This window comes from uncultured Eubacterium sp., assembly GCF_937958975.1.
GTDB lineage: Bacteria > Bacillota > Clostridia > Lachnospirales > Lachnospiraceae > Eubacterium_G.
In genome coordinates this window covers 1-17,608 of sequence record NZ_CALGRE010000011.1, presented here as the reverse complement: position 1 = coordinate 17,608, position 17,608 = coordinate 1, and the positions used below count along the sequence as shown (strand labels likewise).

General features: G+C 34.0%; 15 protein-coding genes. 1 reads left to right on the top strand and 14 read right to left on the bottom strand.

The window, feature by feature from the left end:
• Window positions 1–13 precede the first annotated feature (13 nt).
• The 10 genes from Q5O86_RS01270 to Q5O86_RS01225 form a co-directional block, all read right to left on the bottom strand.
• On the bottom strand, window positions 14–685 hold the full coding sequence (locus tag Q5O86_RS01270) for a winged helix-turn-helix domain-containing protein (protein WP_302625342.1): 672 nt from the start codon (window positions 683–685) through the stop codon (window positions 14–16).
• 94 nt (window positions 686–779) lie between these two features.
• A complete protein-coding gene (gene phoU / locus Q5O86_RS01265) occupies window positions 780–1,421 on the bottom strand; it encodes a phosphate signaling complex protein PhoU (RefSeq protein ID WP_302625341.1) in 642 nt (213 codons plus the stop codon).
• Between the two features lie 5 nt (window positions 1,422–1,426).
• Complete coding sequence (gene pstB, locus Q5O86_RS01260) at window positions 1,427–2,176, bottom strand: phosphate ABC transporter ATP-binding protein PstB (RefSeq protein WP_302625340.1); 750 nt, start codon at window positions 2,174–2,176, stop codon at window positions 1,427–1,429.
• Window positions 2,177–2,974, bottom strand: a complete 798-nt coding sequence (pstA, locus tag Q5O86_RS01255) for a phosphate ABC transporter permease PstA (RefSeq protein WP_302625381.1) — start codon at window positions 2,972–2,974, stop codon at window positions 2,177–2,179.
• A gap of 79 nt (window positions 2,975–3,053) precedes the next feature.
• Window positions 3,054–3,881 carry a phosphate ABC transporter permease subunit PstC gene (pstC, locus tag Q5O86_RS01250; RefSeq protein ID WP_368074720.1) on the bottom strand — a complete coding sequence of 276 codons (828 nt, stop codon included), beginning with the start codon at window positions 3,879–3,881 and terminating at the stop codon, window positions 3,054–3,056.
• A gap of 95 nt (window positions 3,882–3,976) precedes the next feature.
• A complete protein-coding gene (locus Q5O86_RS01245; protein WP_302625338.1) occupies window positions 3,977–4,867 on the bottom strand; it encodes a substrate-binding domain-containing protein in 891 nt (296 codons plus the stop codon).
• 206 nt (window positions 4,868–5,073) lie between these two features.
• Window positions 5,074–6,045: a Gfo/Idh/MocA family protein gene (locus Q5O86_RS01240; protein ID WP_302625337.1), complete on the bottom strand. Its 972-nt coding sequence runs from the start codon at window positions 6,043–6,045 to the stop codon at window positions 5,074–5,076.
• A 4-nt stretch (window positions 6,046–6,049) separates the two neighbouring features.
• Complete coding sequence (locus tag Q5O86_RS01235) at window positions 6,050–7,192, bottom strand: leucine-rich repeat protein (protein WP_302625336.1); 1,143 nt, start codon at window positions 7,190–7,192, stop codon at window positions 6,050–6,052.
• 40 nt (window positions 7,193–7,232) lie between these two features.
• On the bottom strand, window positions 7,233–8,990 hold the full coding sequence (locus Q5O86_RS01230; protein ID WP_302625335.1) for a metallophosphoesterase: 1,758 nt from the start codon (window positions 8,988–8,990) through the stop codon (window positions 7,233–7,235).
• A gap of 178 nt (window positions 8,991–9,168) precedes the next feature.
• On the bottom strand, window positions 9,169–13,044 hold the full coding sequence (locus tag Q5O86_RS01225; RefSeq protein ID WP_302625334.1) for a discoidin domain-containing protein: 3,876 nt from the start codon (window positions 13,042–13,044) through the stop codon (window positions 9,169–9,171).
• A gap of 199 nt (window positions 13,045–13,243) precedes the next feature.
• Between Q5O86_RS01225 and Q5O86_RS01220 the strand changes: the two genes are divergently transcribed.
• A complete protein-coding gene (locus Q5O86_RS01220) occupies window positions 13,244–13,867 on the top strand; it encodes a manganese efflux pump (RefSeq protein ID WP_368074716.1) in 624 nt (207 codons plus the stop codon).
• Here the strand turns inward: Q5O86_RS01220 and Q5O86_RS01215 are convergent.
• The 4 genes from Q5O86_RS01215 to Q5O86_RS01200 all read right to left on the bottom strand — a co-directional run bounded on the left by Q5O86_RS01215 (window position 13,857) and on the right by Q5O86_RS01200 (window position 17,555).
• Complete coding sequence (locus tag Q5O86_RS01215) at window positions 13,857–14,021, bottom strand: hypothetical protein (protein WP_302625333.1); 165 nt, start codon at window positions 14,019–14,021, stop codon at window positions 13,857–13,859. The two genes, Q5O86_RS01220 and Q5O86_RS01215, sit on opposite strands and share 11 nt — an antisense overlap.
• Before the next feature lie 69 nt (window positions 14,022–14,090).
• On the bottom strand, window positions 14,091–14,528 hold the full coding sequence (locus Q5O86_RS01210) for a GatB/YqeY domain-containing protein (RefSeq protein WP_302625332.1): 438 nt from the start codon (window positions 14,526–14,528) through the stop codon (window positions 14,091–14,093).
• Between the two features lie 129 nt (window positions 14,529–14,657).
• Complete coding sequence (locus Q5O86_RS01205; protein ID WP_302625331.1) at window positions 14,658–16,427, bottom strand: leucine-rich repeat domain-containing protein; 1,770 nt, start codon at window positions 16,425–16,427, stop codon at window positions 14,658–14,660.
• A gap of 213 nt (window positions 16,428–16,640) precedes the next feature.
• Window positions 16,641–17,555 (bottom strand): leucine-rich repeat domain-containing protein, encoded by a 915-nt coding sequence (locus Q5O86_RS01200; RefSeq protein WP_302625330.1) that lies wholly within the window; start codon window positions 17,553–17,555, stop codon window positions 16,641–16,643.
• Between the last annotated feature and the right edge of the window lie 53 nt (window positions 17,556–17,608).

Below are 17,608 nucleotides of genomic sequence, written 5' to 3'. Positions count from 1 at the left end.
TTCGTTTCCTCTTTTAGCTATTACTGATTTTATATCCTACCCCACGGATTGTCTTAATAATCCCTCCCGCTGTAGTCAGTTTCTGGCGAAGCGTTCTGATATGAACATCCACAGTTCTGCTTTCTCCATCAAAGGAATATCCCCATATCTTATTTAACATCTGATCTCTTGTCAGCACAATTCCTCTATTTTTTATTAATAGACAGAGCATTTCAAACTCCTTTAAAGTGAGAATAACTTCCTGACCATCCACTTTGACAATATGCTTTTCAGGACACACATAAAGATTATTCACCGTATAATCCGATTGGGTACTGCTATACTCAGCTCTTCTCAATAAAGCCTTTACTCTTGCCACCATCTCCATCATGCTAAAGGGCTTTGCAATATAATCATCTGCACCGCTTTCCAGACCGTTAATTTTATCATATTCACTGGTCTTTGCAGTTGCCATAATAACAGGAATTTTTTCTGTCATAGGATTCTTCCGCAATTTTTTTAATATTTCAATACCACTTTCCTCCGGCAACATTACATCCAGTATCACCAATGATGGCATTGTCTTTCTAATTGCCTTCCAAAATTCAGACGGCCGTTCAAAGCCTGTCGCCTGAAGACCGGTACTGTCTAATGTATATATAACTAATTCTCTAATACTGCTGTCATCTTCAACTAAAAAAATCATATTACTGCCTCCTTAAACTTAGCGTAACTTGTATATGTAATTTCTAAGTTAAGCTTAAGTAAATTTTAAGTTAAGTCACAATAACAGTTTATCCCTACACATGGGTTCCCAGTATTGAATATTCTACCCACCCTGCAATGTTTGTAGCATGGTCTCCGATTCTCTCCAAATACTTTGCAATCATAAGAATATCGATATATTCTTCTCCATCATCTGTCCTTTGTGTAATCATAGAAATTAATTTACACTTTATATCATCAAAATAGTTATCTACAACATCATCACTGATTATTACACTTTTTGCCATATCCAAATCTTTATTAACAAATGAATCAATACTATTTGTTACCATTTTTATTACTTCGTTAGCCATATCATTTAAAGGAACCTGATATTTAATACTGCTATTTTTTATATATTTTGCCAGCTCTACAATGTCTGATGCCTGGTCTCCAATTCTCTCCATATCGGAAATCATCTTCAGTGCTGACGAAATTACCCGCAAATCCTTTGCCACAGGCTGTTGTCTCAACAAAAGCTTCATACAGATATTTTCAATTTCTCTCTCTTTCCTATCTATTTCTGCATCTATATCAAATACTTCTATCTTTAACACTTCATTGGAATAGTCCATAGTCACTTTAATTGCTGTGGCAATTGCCTGCTCACATAATTTTCCCATACGAATCATTTCTTTATTCAAATTTTCTAATTGCTCATCAAATTTGCTTCTCATATAAATCAACCAAACCTTCCCGTAATATAGTCCTCTGTTCTCCTATCTTTTGGCATAGAGAACATTTGCTCTGTATCACCATATTCTATAACTTCTCCAAGTAAGAAAAATGCCGTCTTATCAGATATTCTTGCGGCCTGCTGCATATTGTGTGTTACCATAATCACAGTATAATCTTTCTTCAATTCTATCGCCAAATCCTCTATTTTAGAGGTTGAAATAGGGTCCAGCGCTGATGTTGGTTCATCCATTAAGATGACTTCCGGATTCACTGCCAAAGCTCTGGCGATACATAGTCTCTGCTGCTGCCCGCCAGACATTGCCAGCGCACTTTTCTTTAGCTTATCTTTTGTTTCATCCCAGATTGCCGCCTGATTTAATGTTCTCTCTACAATTTCATCTAGTTTAGATTTAGAACGTATTCCGTGTGTTCTCGGTCCATAAGCAATGTTGTCATATATACTCATCGGAAAAAGATTTGGTTTCTGAAAAACCATCCCAACTCTTCTTCTGAGCAAATTCACGTCAATGTCTCTATAAATGTCCACACCATCCAAGGAGATAGTGCCTTCTATCTTACAATCAGTAATCAAGTCATTCATACGATTTAATGATTTTAAAACTGTAGACTTCCCACAACCTGACGGTCCGATAAACGCCGTAATTTCATTTGGCGGTATACTAAGATTTACGTTTTTTATAGCATGAAAATCTCCATAATAGAGTTCCATGTTCTCAATATCAAACTTTCCCATTTATGATTCCTTTCCAACCTTTTTTGCTGCCTTTCCTGACAACCAATTTATAATTAATACAATAACAAGCAGAACCACCGCTGTTGCATATGCCTGATTCGTATACAGCCCCTCATTTAACAGGGAATACATATGAACTGCCAGTGTCCTGGTCGAGGATAATAAACTTTTAGGAACCTCTGCCACTGTTCCTGCGGTAAAAATGAGCGCTGCACTCTCACCGACAATCCTTCCTATGGCAAGGATTATTCCTGACAATATTCCCGGTACAGCTGCCGGAAGTATAATCACAAATATCGTTCTAAGCTTTCCTGCACCCAGTCCAAAACTTCCCTCACGAAACATATCCGGTACTGCCAGAAGCGCTTCCTCTGTTGTTCGTATGATTGTAGGCAAGACCATCATTGTCAGTGTAAATACACCTGCTAACAACGAATTGCCCCATTTTAATGCCAGAACAAACGCAATAAATCCAAACAATCCAAATACAATGGAAGGGATTCCTGCAAGTGTCTCTGTCGTAATTCTAATTATCTTTACTAATTTTGAATTTTTCTTAGAGTATTCTACCAAATATATGGCTGCCGCTATACCTATCGGCACCGCACACAATAACGTCAAAAAAACAACAATAATAGTATTAATAATTGCCGGTGTCATGGAGACATTTTCCGTATTATATTTCCACGCAAATAATTCCGGTGTTATATAGGGAATGCCATTAATCAATATATAAAACACCAAATAAACCATAGAAACCATTGTTACACTTACAGCAACTATGATTAAAATTAGCATTATCAGTGAACCTGGCTTCCTGAAATATTCTTTTATTTTATTCAATTTATACTCTCTCCTTTATGTAGAACCCAGAATCTTACTCTTCATTCTTTCTGTTTAAAATTGAAAAACATACATTAATTATCAAAATAAAAACAAACAATACCACTGCTGTTGCAATCAATGCTCTCCTGTGCAATCCTGTGGAATATGCCATTTCCAATACGATATTGGATGTCAGTGTTCTCGTTCCACTCAGTATACTTTCCGGATATATTGGCTGATTTCCTGCTATCATAACAACTGCCATTGTCTCACCAATCGCTCTTCCCATTCCTAAAATAATTCCTGACATTACACCTGACTTAGCAGCAGGAATAACTGTCTTAAATATACTTCTTTCCTTTGTGGCTCCCAGAGCCAACGCCCCCTCAAAATAACTTGAAGGCACTGCTTTTATTGAGGATTCTGCCGTATTAATAATTGTAGGAAGAACCATCATTCCCAAAAGTATAGATGCTGTCAAAATCCCCTTTCCACTGGTTTCAAATATATTTTGTATCGCTGGAACTATTACCACTAAGCCAAAGAAACCATATATGATAGAAGGGATTCCGGCCATAAGATTAATAATTGGTTTGACAAATCTATATAATTTATCAGGGCAATACTTTGCCAAAAATACTGCTGTCAGAAGTCCAATCGGCACGCCTATAACCATTGCTCCTGCCGTAACATATATACTGCCTATAATCATTGGACCAATTCCAAAAATTTCCTGATTTGCTTTCCATGTATCTCCAAATAAGAACTTTATAACTCCTATTTCCCGTATTGCAGGCATACCATTTGCAAACATAAATATGCATATTAATGCAACAGCTGCTATAGATATGCAGGCACAAACAAGAAACACAATTCTCATTAAGACTTCTAATCCTTTATTCAACGATTTTACTCCTCTAGTTTGAAAGCAATTCACCCCGTAACCGGCGGCAAACTCTTTATCTGACTCCTTTACTATTTTACTTCATCCCAATTTGTGATTTCACCTGTATATATTTTTTTTACCTGCTCACTTGTGAGACCTGTTAACGGATTATTGTTATTTATAATCACTGCAATTCCATCCATCGCTATCTGTTTCAATGTGAGTCCTGCTGAAAGTTCTTCATCTTTCAATTCCCTGGAAGACATTCCTATCTGTGCAGCTCCTTCTGTTGCTGCCTGAATTCCTGCGGATGAACCTGATTCCTGTATTTCAATTGTTACATCCGGATTAATTTTTGCATATGCATCTTTAATTTTATCCATTAAAGGTGCTACTGACGTGGAACCTGCCAAGGTAATCTTGCCTTTCTTTCCACTTCCCGTATATTTTCCTTCTGCTTTCAGACTAATATAACCCTCATCATTTACAATCTTCTGTCCATCTTCACTCATAATATAACTGATAAAATCTTTATCTAAGTCTGTAAGTTTTTCCTCTTTATAACAGATATTAAAAGGTCTCGATACCTTATATGTACCTATTTTTACATTTTCTGCCGTCGCCTCCACACCATCAATTTCAACTGCTTTTACATCTGCTGACAAGGAACCAAGTGATACATAACCGATTGCTTTCTCATTTTGACTTACTGTTTTCAGCATAACAGATGTACTGTTAGTTATTTCTGCTGTCTGTGTTGTGATATCATTTTCCTGCTCGTCAATAACTCCCATAAGTTCTACGAAGGCTCCCCTTGTGCCTGAACCATCTTCTCTGGAAACTACCGAAATTACTCCTGTTGCAGATGAAGCTGAATCACCATTTGTTTCTTTACTTTCATTACCCGATTTTCCACACCCTGTAATTGCCATTGTTGTAATAATTGTTGCAGCAATCACTGCCAAAAGTTTCTTTTTCATTTTTTTCCCGTATGATGTATCTCTTGCAATACATTCATACTCTCCTTTCTCCTTTTGATTTTGATTCTTTGTTTTTTTACAATATAAGCATATATTTTTCATGTTAAAAGTAATTACAAAGTTTTGTTAAAACTACTTAAAAAAACAGCTATCAAACTGATTAAAATAATCAATCTGATAACTGTTCTATTATTATATTAATAAGTTTATTCAAAAGGATATTTCACTCCCATTAACTGTCTTATTTTATCCATCTGTCTCATCATAATCATTGTCTGTTCGTGAGATATTTCTTCACAGAATAACTGTTTATTTTTAATTGCTTCAACACATGCACGCACTTCATACTCATATCCTGTTATTTGATGTTCTCTCTGTATTTCCTGAAAGATAACTTTATTGCTATCATATACTTTAATAGAATAGGGATGATTCACTCCCTCTAATACCATAAAACCTTTTGTTCCATATATCACCGCATTTCCATCACTGAAAGAACACATTCCTGAATTTAAATCTGCCATTCTGCCATCTTTATAAAGCAAAGTGTATTGTCCCGCAATGTCCATTCCCTGGTCAGAAAGCCTTACTGAAACATTTATATTTTGTATATCATCTCCCATAACAAGAGAAGCAATCGTCAACGGATAGATTCCAACATCCAAAAGAGCTCCCCCTGCTAACTCCGGCTCTAATAACCTTTCTTTTTGCATCATGGGAAAATTGAGATTTGCTGTCATATAAGTAACTTCACCAATAATTTTTTCCTGTAAAAGCTGCTGAAACTTTTTTGTCAAAGGCATAAACCTTGTCCACATTGCCTCACCCAAAAAGAGATTCTTTGCCCTGGCATACTCAATCAACTCCTTTGCCTGACGTGCATTTGCTGTAAATGCCTTTTCACATAATACATGCTTCCCATGTTTTAAGCACAACATAGCATGTTCATAATGAAAAGAATGAGGCGTTGCGATGTAAACAACATTGATATTATCATCTCTGACTAATTCTTCATAAGAACCATATGCCTTTTTCATTTTATATTTTTCTTTATATGATTCGGCTTTATCCAAATTTCTGGATGCTATCGCGTACATATCCACATCACTCATATTGGATATAGTCTTTGCCATGGCATTTGCAATATCTCCTGCACCTATAATACCAAATTTCGTCAATTTATTACTCCACTATCTCGTATTTTCCATCCGGTGGGTTATCTTTAAAATATTTTTCCACCTGTGAGCCCGGTTTACAATGAATCTTCAAATCCTCCAATCCTTCTTCGGTATCCAAAATACCGGCATGAAGACTTGTAATGTAATCAGGGAAATATATTTCCTTAATTTTACTATCTCCAAATGCCCATGTTTCTATTTCTTCAACTCCGCTTTCAATGACAACTGTCTCTATCGTAGAAAATGAAAATGCACCCGCATCTATCTTTTTCACATTACCCAAAATGGTAACCTTTTTTGTATCGAGTGCTCTGTCATAATCTGCCGACATCGCATTCTCAGCAATACGCTTTACGTTTTGAGGAATTGTAATCTCTTCCGCTTTGCCATTGTATGCCAGAAGTGTTCCCTCACCATCAATTGCAAATCCGTCTTTATCAAACATTCCTGCTTTTTCATAATAACTGTTGGATAAAAGGTTTTCTTCCAGGCAATCTGCGGCGGCATCTTCCTCCGCAAAATAATATATTTTATTTCTTGTCTTATCATCTGTATAGAAATATTTGTTTAGTTCATATTCAGAAATATCGTCCTCATCAATAGCATCCCTTAACTCTTTTTTCTCATCAACATAGTCCATAGATAGAGTAACTTTATCAAATGTAATCAAGTGCTCTCCTATTTCGTATGTTCCCGACTTTATTTTATTTCCTGACATATCCTGTTCTTCATATTTTCCATCATCAGTAAATATAATTTTATTCATCTCATCTATATTGACTTTGTACCATGTCCCCGATATATCAAGGTGCCTATAATCAATCTGATTATTTGATATATCTCCTCTGTGACATCGGACAAATATAAACATTGCTAAAATCAACAATAATACTAAAATGTCAATTATAAGAAGTCTGCCTATAGTAAGTTTTTTTGAAGAGGTATGATTTCTCTGTTTTTTATTGTAATATCTCTGTTCCTTTCTGTTATTGGATAAATTTTCCATATCTAAATTATAATTAGTTCTTTTATTTCTTTTTTGTCTAAATTGTACTTTAGAATGGTTTTTAATCTGTTTTGTTGTTCGAATCGTTTTATTATTTATGAGCCTAATGCTTTTTTTTACTATTTTTCTTGCTTTACCCATTTTTCTTTAAAACTTCTTTCATTATTTTATAAGTAGCAAATCACTTTTTTGTTTTTATTTTTTTAACTTTAGACCAACTACCATAAATTCTATATCCAAACTGATATCTATAAGCCCGCACTCGCACATAATATTTTGTTTTTCTCTTAAGTTTGCTTATTGTATAACTTGCCTTACTCGTGTACTTTGTCTTTGTCTTTCCTGTCTTAAATTTACTGTTTGTTGAATACTGAATCTGGTATTTATATGCTTTTGCTACTTTTTTGTATTTAATTGCTACCTTATATTTTTTCGATTTTTTAGATACTTTTTTAACTTTTCCTACGGAAGTAATTTTCGTAGAACCGGTTTTAATTGCCGGCTGTGGAGTACCTTTTTTGCCATCTTTATTAATATATGTAGCATATGCCAAATATTTTCCACTCTTAAAATCTACTCCCATGTAAACTGTACATCCGCTGTATTTTAATGCAATTGTTCCCTCTGACTTTACACCATTATTTTCGTCACGCTGCATTACATTTGGCAGAATCGTTCTAGGAGCGCTGACACTGGCTAAATGAACAAGAGAAGCTCCTGTTCTCCTGCTGTTTATATTTCCAATGTTAAGGTTTGAATTGTATTTTTGCTGGTCATATGCCCAGTGCGAATGTCCACTGAACATTGTAACATTCGGATATCTGTTTAATATTTTTCTAAATCTTATTTCATCTGAATTTCCAAAAATATATGTCAAATCATAAGAATATCCTGCCGGATTCATAAGGTTACCTACTGCTGTTGCTCCATTCCCATTCTCTGATGCCATATATGTATGGAAAAACAAATATACATTTTTATTGGCATAAGTATTTAAATTTTTCTCTAACCAGTTAAGCTGGTCATCACTTACTAAATATGCATTTTTCCTGTAATATGCCTTTGTCTGACTAAAGAAAATAAATATATCACCCTGTTTTTCATATATAAAGTCAACACCATTTGAACTGATAACTTTGACATTTTTGTCCTTAGTTCTCTTTGTGTTCACCTGTTTTGCAAATGATTTTACATGTTTTTCTGCATTTCCTGTCCATGATACATCATGATTTCCCATACATGTATATACGGTCATTCCCGGATATTTATTTATTGCGGTATTAAATTTTTTATAAGAGGAATCCTCTCCCTGATTACTCAAGTCTCCTGTCAGACCGACAAAATCTATTCCCTGATTATTGACAAATTTTAAAGCATTATCAAATGCCTCCACAGAATCATCCGCAGAATAATCACTGTATCTGTTATAATGTACATCACTCATCAATGCAAATTTATAAGATAATTTTCCCGCATTAAACTGCTTACTCTCAGGTATGTTATAACTGTACTCTGTTTTTGTTTCTGACTTGTAAACTAATAATTTTTCTGCCCCTTCAGGAATTGCAGTATAAGGCGATGCTATTTTATAGTTCCCCTCATAGTTTCCTGTTGTACTGTTTAGCTTTGTATTTATTTTCCCAAATTCCGAAAATTCTACACCGTTATAGGTCAATTTATTTCCGTCTTTATCACCCCAATATAAGTCGTATGCAGCTGCCTCATCCGTTGAAAGTGTTATACTTCCAGAAGCCGAACCCGCAGTAAAATTGGAAAAATTGTATGTAACGCCATTACTTTCCACATTTTCCTGTGCCGTTGTCTCCTCACCTATAGCTGAAGAAGTTCCCGACGGACACACCGTCACCAAAGATACTGCCAAGACTACTGCAAGTAACATTGATATCATATTTGTTGTAATAATTTTCTTTTCTATCATAAAATCCTCCATTATCTCACAAAACGTTTAATAAACCGCACAATATGCTTTTTGCTTTATAAAGTATAGCACACCCTCACTTTCAAAACTACCCCTCATATTTGGAAATAGTAATAATAATTTTATAAATTATAGCAAAAGAAGTGGGTACGCATTTTATTTTAGCGTACCCATTTTTCTATTTCTTTATTTTAAATTTCTTCGCCTTAGACCATGAACTGTAATACTTTTTACCTTTTATAATCTTGCAGACCTGTACTCTCACATACATATTTTTCTTATTTTTTATTTTTTTGCTTTTTATAGTAAAATTAGCTTTTTTTACAGTCTTTGTGACAAGGACTTTTTTAAATTTTTTAGATGTCGAAATCTGTATTTTATAGCTTTTTGCTCCACTTACTTTCTTGAGAGAAATTTTTGCTTTGGTCGATGATTTCTTTTTCGTTACAGATTTAACAGTCGTTCCTTTTACCTTAATTGGCTTTGCCTTACCTGTTGTCTCAACCGGTTTCCGAGTAGTTTCTGGATGCACACCGGTCGTCGCTTCTTCTCTGGCAAATTTTATATCCACATAATCAAGACACAGCCATCCACCATCCACGGCGCCGGAAACTTTTACTGTATTTAATCCTTTGTTTAATTTTATGTCCATAGAAATTGCTTCTGTTAGGCACCAATTTTCTGATGGAATTGTTTCAATCAGTTTCCACTTTCCATTGTCTACTGCAACACCCAACTTAGTACCTGCATCTGTGCCTGTATATCCTACAGTTATTCTATAAATTCCACTCTTGTCTGCTTTTACTTTAAAAGATATATACTGATGAATATTATCCTTTGTATTATCATTTAGATTTTCAACATAGGAAAGCCCGGAGAAATTATTCCAAGAGCCTTTATCTACAGTAGAAATACTTCCACCGCCAACTAAATCGCTATCCTCTGCCTCGTGTCTCCCCTCTGCATCTGTCACTTCGGACGCCTGATTATTTAATTCTTCTTCATCATCTACTATACTTTCATTTGGATACTTTGGCTCTTCCGGGTCCTGTGTTGTATTTGCCTCAGGACTATAATCAAATGCCTGTTTTCCATAGTTATCTCTTGTACTTAACACTACAAAATCGGAAAGCGCTGATTCATATCCTCCCTCAGATACAGCAGATACTTTATAAGAATATTTTGACGCATTTAAAACATTTACTTTATCCGTATATGTATTTTCGCTAACAGGAGCTTTATTTATCTGAAGATATTTTCCACTGATTCCTGTTGCACGATATACATTGTAATACTTAGCATTTCCTGAAGCCCTCCAATTCAATGTCACGTCATTTGCTTTAACACTCTGAATTTGTAGTGTATCAGGCTTATCCGCAACTTTGACATTGTTTATTGTATTTCCGTAAACTTCAAATGATACGATTGAATTTCCATATTCCGAAACCCTTGCTGTGCAATAAATTCTGATATATCTTGCTCTCTTTTTATTTTTAAATGTATATTTTACAGTTGCATTACTGGAACCGGATGTTTTCTTATATATGTTACTCCAATTTGCACCGTCCTCTGAAATCTGTACATTATAATCTCTTGCCGCTGCCCAGTCCCATATAATCTTGAACCCTGTCACTTCATACATTCCACCAAGGTCAACTTTCAGCCACTCGTTATCCTGCCATTCAGACTCCCATCTCGTACTATTATCACCATCAATCGCATACATCGCACGATTTCCACTTCCCTCACGCACAGAACTTGATGTTACCGTCTTTCCGAGTGCAATATTTTTGTCGTCAATCACAATATTAGCTGTAGTCTCTGACGGATTCTTTCCATCCACAAAAGCTTTTGCCTTTACTGTTGTTGTCTCATTTACCTCAAAAGATTTCGTATATAATGTTCCATTTGTTTTTGAAGGTGTGCTTCCATCTGTCGTATAATATACCTGCGCTCCTTCTGTTTCACAGTTTATTGTAACCATCTGTGCATTCGTGTATGCTCCTGATGGAGTTATCGTAATTTTCCCAACATAATTATCGTTATACAATTTTATTGTTGGACAATAATCATCTTTTGTGGATGTCCCTGCATTGTTAATGACATGTTTTACCTGACTGGAATTTGCAAGATTATGTGTCAAAGCATTTGTAACCTTTACTCCCTTAGCATTTGGCACTTCCATTGCACGCTCCTGGTCAATGGTTGCACCTGTATAGAAAGAATACATTCCAAGTCCATAAGCCTCGTGTGTCTCAACAGTATCTGCTACCTTATAGGATGCCCATCCTTCAACAGTTCCATTGTGACTCATATATGCTTCCGTACTTGGTACATCATATGGCATTTCGCTCTGATAAAAATACATTTTTCCGCCATTACCATTCCATATAGTCTGATATTCCTCAAAATGTTCCACCATCAAAGCATAAATTGTCACATTATCACCATTTACAATCAATCCGTTATAACAGATATTTTCATCCCAGCCTACACTGGCATCCCAGCCATGGTCCGCTCTCCATACCCAGAAATTATCTCCGATTACATTATTGCTGTTAATTTGAACACATGTATCACAACTCACCGTCTGAGTGTGGTTTGCTCCACCTACACGGAAGAATATATCCGACAACACCACCGGATTCGCTGCATGGCTTTGTCCTGTTTTTTCCTCACCTACTCTAAGCAGGGTTTCTGAATTTTTATGTCCTGCCTCAAATAAAAGTCCTGCCACTCTCACACCGTCAACATCTGCGATTTTCATTGCTTCCGTACCATTAATTGGTTCTAATGTGGCATATCCGAGACCCAAAACAACCGTATCCGCATTGGTTATTTCGATTGGCTTGTCAATTCTATAAATGCCCGGTGTAAGCAATAAATGCTTCCCGCTCTTTAATGCTGCATTTATTGTGTCAGCTGTATCTGTATCCGGTTTTGCGACATAAAACTGTTCTATCGGTATGCTTTTTCCATCTTCCTTACCGTTCGCCCAGGAAATACCTACTGTATTTTCCTTATATGCAGGTACAAAGACACTATAATTATTATTATCATCACAGACCAGATACGGACGTTCTGCCGTCCCCGGCGTATCAGATATAACCGTATTTTGAACTGTTGATGTATTATTTACTCTATCGCTGTCACCTACACACCCTACATCCACTAAATTCCAGCTTGTTCCCTGAAATGACTTAGCTTCTGTATTTCTGTTAAACCACTGCTGCTGTGATGCCAAATCTAATGTATTGGAAATCTTTGAATCTGACATATAGCCTCCGCTTGCCCAACTTCCATTGTCAACGAGAGTAACGTTTCCTTTTACATTCATTCTCCTAAAAGCAGTAGCCTGTGAAACAGCCCACATTACATTGCTGTTTACTGTTAAATTCTCTACACTTCTCCAAAAGTTCTGCGTAGCATTTTTTGTCTCGCCATTATTTGCAAAAAGCCAGTTTGCACTCACTTCAATATTTCCGATAGCAGTATCTGTAGGCAAAGCACCAAGCCCTGCAACCTGTGTATAAAATCCTACGTTTAATTTTAGGTTATCTGAATACTTTCCTTTTTTGAACATTACCGCATATCTGTTTTCATCAAACTGTGCCTCTTCCTGTTGTGTAAAAAGCCTGTCCACTTCTCTTTGTATTTCAGAGTTATTATCTTCCGGTGAATAGATAAGAACATTCTCTCCAAATAAGGCGGTTTCTTCGGAAACAGGTGAGGACTTTTCTGTTTCCTTTCCATTCAACTCAGCAGATACTTTATAATATGTACCCTGTTTTGCCTCACAGCTAAAACTCCGTTCTGTTGTTGTATTTACCAGACTATATGTTCCAAATCTACTATTCGACTTATATATCTTATATGATGAAGCACCCGTTACTTCATCCCACGATATTACATCTTTGTTATTTTCAACTTTTAATTGCAGATTATCCGGCTTGTCCGCAGCAGCCATAACTTTTGTTACATGCAGCCCTGTGACCGGCATTGCCGAAACAATCATTGCCAATGTGCAAACAAATGCTAAAACTCTCCTTTTCATATCATTCTCCTTTTATTTGTTATCGTTATCATTGCTATGTTACATTTAAATATATTATATTTCAATGCAAGATAAAAAAAAACTACTTAATCTAAAAAACAGAATTTCCCATTTTCTTTTTAGGAATTTTCCATCAAACAAATATTATAAACGAATCTCTGCTAACAGAATATAATATAAAAAAAGGCTTTTTTGAGATATGCTCCTCAACATTATTCTTCTTGTTTTTGCATTATGCATAGATATCTTTGTGGCAAGTATTGCTTATGGCACAAATCAGGTTGTTTTGTCTCGTCTACAGATTATAATTGCAAACGGCATATGCAGTATGTTTCTGGGTGTCGCTCTTTCTTTTGGCACCTTACTTGACAGCTGGATTCCGGAAACTTTTACAAAAGAAATTTGTTTTTTTAGCCTTCTATTTTTAGGACTTCTCAAGTTCTCCGATTCCATTATAAAACGATTTGTTAAAAAACATCAAAACATGCAAAAAAAAATTCATCTCGGGTTTTCAAACTTAAAGTTTATTATTAATATTTATTGTAATCCCTTAGAAGCCGACGCAGATAAAAATAAGAAACTTTCTCTAAAAGAAATTGTATTTTTCTCCGTCGCAATGTCCATTGACAGCCTGATAGCCGGAACAATGGCTGCCTTTTTAAAAATCTCTATTGTGTGGACTGTAATATGTGCCTTTATTCTGGGATGTATATTTACGTGCCTAGGACAATGCCTTGGACATAAAATCAGCAGAAAATTTTCAATGGATTTGTCATGGGTTGGGGGGATTTTATTTATTGCTCTTGCCTTCTCTAAACTATGACATCCCACCCTATCTCCCTTGTTTCAAGCTTTTCACAGGAAACAGGGGTATCTACATAAATATAACTTTTTTTCGGAACTCTTATACAATCACCGGAAGCGGCATCAGCCGCATTCCGGGATTGTAAGCGGTCGTCAAATGTCCATCTATGCAAGCATGAGGTCCATTTTCCTCGTCGCCATCACAAAAAACGTAGAACTTATACAAAGTCCTACGTCTATCTCTACTGACAAAGTTTTGCAACAATCTGATTAATTACTTTTCCATCTGCTCTCCCCTTAAACGCCGGCATCACAGTTTTCATTATCTGACCTTTGTTCTTTGTCGCAATCACATCTGCAAATTTCTCATTTAACTCAGCTTCTACCTCTTCTGCACTCATAAGCTTTGGTGCATATTCATTGAACACATCATACCTTGCCTGATATTCCTCAAGTAAATCTGTTCTGTCCGCCGGACAGCTGTCTATCTGTTCTTTTACTGTCTTTAATTCTTTTAAGATTACTTTATTTACCATTTCCTCCGGAATATCTTCTCTGCATCCTGCATCAATCGCTACTTTTTTAATTGCCTGAATTAGTGCTGAGATTGACTCTTTTCTTGCCTTGTCTCTCGCTTTCATTGCAGCAATCATGTCTTTTTGTAATATTTTAATATCCATTTCCTTTCTCCTAACTTTACATTTTTATCTATTTTACATTTCCTAAATTATGTGGTCAAGATAAAAATAGAATTTTAAATTTTCTATTATATTTCAATATCTATAAATTACTATCTACAAGCACTCTCTTTAATCTATAACTTTTGTTGTTTTTCCATATACTGTTTTCCCTTTTACTATTTTATAAGGCTTCATTTTTACAACTAGCTTAGTATACTCACCTTTCATTTTTATATGTATTTCCGATTTATTTGCTTTTACATTATATTTTTTTGTCGACTTATTTTTGCCATTATACTTAATAAGTTCTATTTTATACCCATCTATATTTTTTATTTTATTCCAATATATATTATGTTTATATGTATTTTTTTCATAATAAGACTCACTTGTAACTAGTTCTGCATTTGTAGAATAATATGATACATTTCCTTTATATTTCAATGTTATATTTTTACCCACACCTATAAAATCCTTATCATATCCCTTTCTATTCTGACGAAGTATCGTATATGTAATCTTTTTTCTTGAGAAACACCAAAATGCGCCTTTACCTATTGTCTTAACAGATGCTGGTATAACAACATTTCCTATTAATGTATCATAAAATGCAAATTTACCTATATGCTCAACTGTATCAGGAATATTTATCTTAAGTTTATTATTCATTGATTCTGCTCTACCAAAAGCTTCATTTCCGATTCTTTTTAACCCTTTAGGCAAAACTATTTCTTTTATACTACCATTAGAAAAAGCTTGATTTCCAATAGACTTAACACTTTTTCCAACTTTAACTTTTTTAACATCATCCAACCCCGAAAATACCATATCACATATTCTGGTTGCCTGGTCAGGAATTATAATATCTACTATTTTTGCATTTACTTTTTTATCAACTGGCTTTTCATAACATATTACTGCATTTGCTTTATTTAAATAACATTTATTTATTTTGTTTAAATGTAACTTTTTGCTCAAATCTTTCATATCAAAATCTACTTGTCGTAATAACTTTGATAATTGATTTTCAGACAGTTTACACTTAAGATTTAATTTTATATTTCTTCTCTTATCAAAATCGTCGAAATATTCTTCCTGCGTATAAGGATAACCCTTAATTTTTTTTATCGTATTTGGCAATGTTATACTTTTCAGTTTTGTACATACCGTCCTATAACAACCATCTGTAGTGGTTGCAATCGAATAATTAATTGCATTAACATGAAAAATTTCACAACCTTTTTTAACTTTGAGATTTTTCATATTAGAAGGTATAAACAATAATTCTTTTCCATCTTTACTATATATAGAACCATGAATACTCCTATAGTTAGAATCATCTTTCCTAACTATAAATTTATTTGTTCTCAAAAATTCAACATTATTCGGATTAAAGTCTGTATTAAAACGTATTACTTGACAATTTTTATCAGTAATTGCATGCATAAATTTATATTTCTTAGTCAGATATTTAAAATTTCCTGGCATTACTACTTTTTTTAAATTTCTACAACGATTAAAAGCCTTTGAACCTATTATTTTTACTGTTTTAGGAATAACAACGTTTTTTACTGCCGTTCCATAAAAACTATAAAATCCTATAGATTTTACGGTTTTACTAAACTCGACTTTCTTCAATTCTCTACAGTTTTTAAATGCTTTATTACTAACAGATGTCACTCCATTTTTAATAATAACTTTTTTAATATTTTTATTTTCTTCAAAAGTCATAGAATTTGGCATTTCACCATTACCATATACTGTTAATGTTCCAGCTTTCAATGTATAATTTACCGATTGCATCATATCATCATTTGCTGAAACATTTGCTTCTGATATTCCAAATGTGAATATTGTAAGCATAATGGTAACAACAATCAATTTATATATCTTTTTCATATTATCCTCCCTCTCCCTATGTATTCTTAATTATAAAACGAAATATTACCAGTTTTTGTCCCAATAAATAAACCAGAAAACCGGTTAAAATTTATTAAAACTTAACCGGTTTTCTAATACTACCATTTAATCATATATTTAAAACTAAGTTTATATCCAGACTAGTTTATTGCTCTTAAGCTATTATCCTATTACCACTATCTGTTTCAAGTTTTAAAAATCTTTCTCAAATATCCAATAAGTTGGATTTTCAAAAGGTCTTTGCTTCTTATTATATTTTTCGTTCAACCCTACCACTTCAACATCAATGTCTACTTCAAGTTTAAATAACAAAGATGTATCTGTATGAGTAAAATCTAATTTTTTAAGCTTGTTATTTCTACAATATATATCCTGTATCTCATAAATATAATCCAAATTTAAAGTTTCAAGTTGATTATTACTGCAATCCAGATATCCTATAAAAGAATTTTTTCTTAACTTCAGTTTTTTTAATTGATTATTTGAACAGTTTATTCCTTGATATATCCGTTCGCATTTGCTAAGGTTTAAGGTTTCTAATTTGTTATCAGAGCACCATAAAAATCTTATTTTTTTTGTTTTTGACAAATCAATTTTTTTAATTTTATTATTCTGGAATCCTAAATAACGTAATTTAATATTTTTATTTACATCCAACTTTTTTATATAATTATGACTACAGTCTAACACTTTCAATTTTATTAATCTGGTTATTCTTAATTTTTTTAATCGATTCTTTTCACAGCTTAAATATTCTAACTTTTGTAATCTATTCACTTTTAATTCTGTTATCTCATTTAAACCACACTTTAGATTTTTTAATCCTTTCAATTCGTTAAAATCGACCTTTCCATTTACGTTTAAATTTTCCCAGTCAATTTTAACTAACCGTCCTGTTTTTTTATCCCACTTATATGTCCATGCATTCATCTTTCGTGGTACTTCGGCTCCTCTATTTCTTTGCTGCTTTATTATCTGTTTCAGTGCTTTTACATCATGTGCATTTTTCTTAACTTTTGCTTCTACATTTACTGTTATTGAACCCACAAAAAACATTAATATCACAAAGCAAAGCATTTTATAAGCATATAACTTATTTTCTTTCATATATAACTCCTCCCTTACAATTTTAATTTTTTATAATATTTTGATTTTTTTAT

What these genes read in the sequence shown, in the direction of transcription:
- Q5O86_RS01270 (WP_302625342.1), bottom strand. Translation starts at nt 685, where the DNA reads ATGATTTTTTTAGTTGAAGATGACAGCAGTATTAGAGAATTAGTTATA.
- phoU (WP_302625341.1), bottom strand. Translation starts at nt 1,421, where the DNA reads ATGAGAAGCAAATTTGATGAGCAATTAGAAAATTTGAATAAAGAAATG.
- pstB (WP_302625340.1), bottom strand. Translation starts at nt 2,176, where the DNA reads ATGGGAAAGTTTGATATTGAGAACATGGAACTCTATTATGGAGATTTT.
- pstA (WP_302625381.1), bottom strand. Translation starts at nt 2,974, where the DNA reads ATGCTAATTTTAATCATAGTTGCTGTAAGTGTAACAATGGTTTCTATG.
- pstC (WP_368074720.1), bottom strand. Translation starts at nt 3,881, where the DNA reads ATGAGAATTGTGTTTCTTGTTTGTGCCTGCATATCTATAGCAGCTGTT.
- Q5O86_RS01245 (WP_302625338.1), bottom strand. Translation starts at nt 4,867, where the DNA reads ATGAAAAAGAAACTTTTGGCAGTGATTGCTGCAACAATTATTACAACA.
- Q5O86_RS01235 (WP_302625336.1), bottom strand. Translation starts at nt 7,192, where the DNA reads ATGGGTAAAGCAAGAAAAATAGTAAAAAAAAGCATTAGGCTCATAAAT.
- Q5O86_RS01230 (WP_302625335.1), bottom strand. Translation starts at nt 8,990, where the DNA reads ATGATAGAAAAGAAAATTATTACAACAAATATGATATCAATGTTACTT.
- Q5O86_RS01225 (WP_302625334.1), bottom strand. Translation starts at nt 13,044, where the DNA reads ATGAAAAGGAGAGTTTTAGCATTTGTTTGCACATTGGCAATGATTGTT.
- Q5O86_RS01220 (WP_368074716.1), top strand. Translation starts at nt 13,244, where the DNA reads ATGCTCCTCAACATTATTCTTCTTGTTTTTGCATTATGCATAGATATC.
- Q5O86_RS01210 (WP_302625332.1), bottom strand. Translation starts at nt 14,528, where the DNA reads ATGGATATTAAAATATTACAAAAAGACATGATTGCTGCAATGAAAGCG.
- Q5O86_RS01205 (WP_302625331.1), bottom strand. Translation starts at nt 16,427, where the DNA reads ATGAAAAAGATATATAAATTGATTGTTGTTACCATTATGCTTACAATA.
- Q5O86_RS01200 (WP_302625330.1), bottom strand. Translation starts at nt 17,555, where the DNA reads ATGAAAGAAAATAAGTTATATGCTTATAAAATGCTTTGCTTTGTGATA.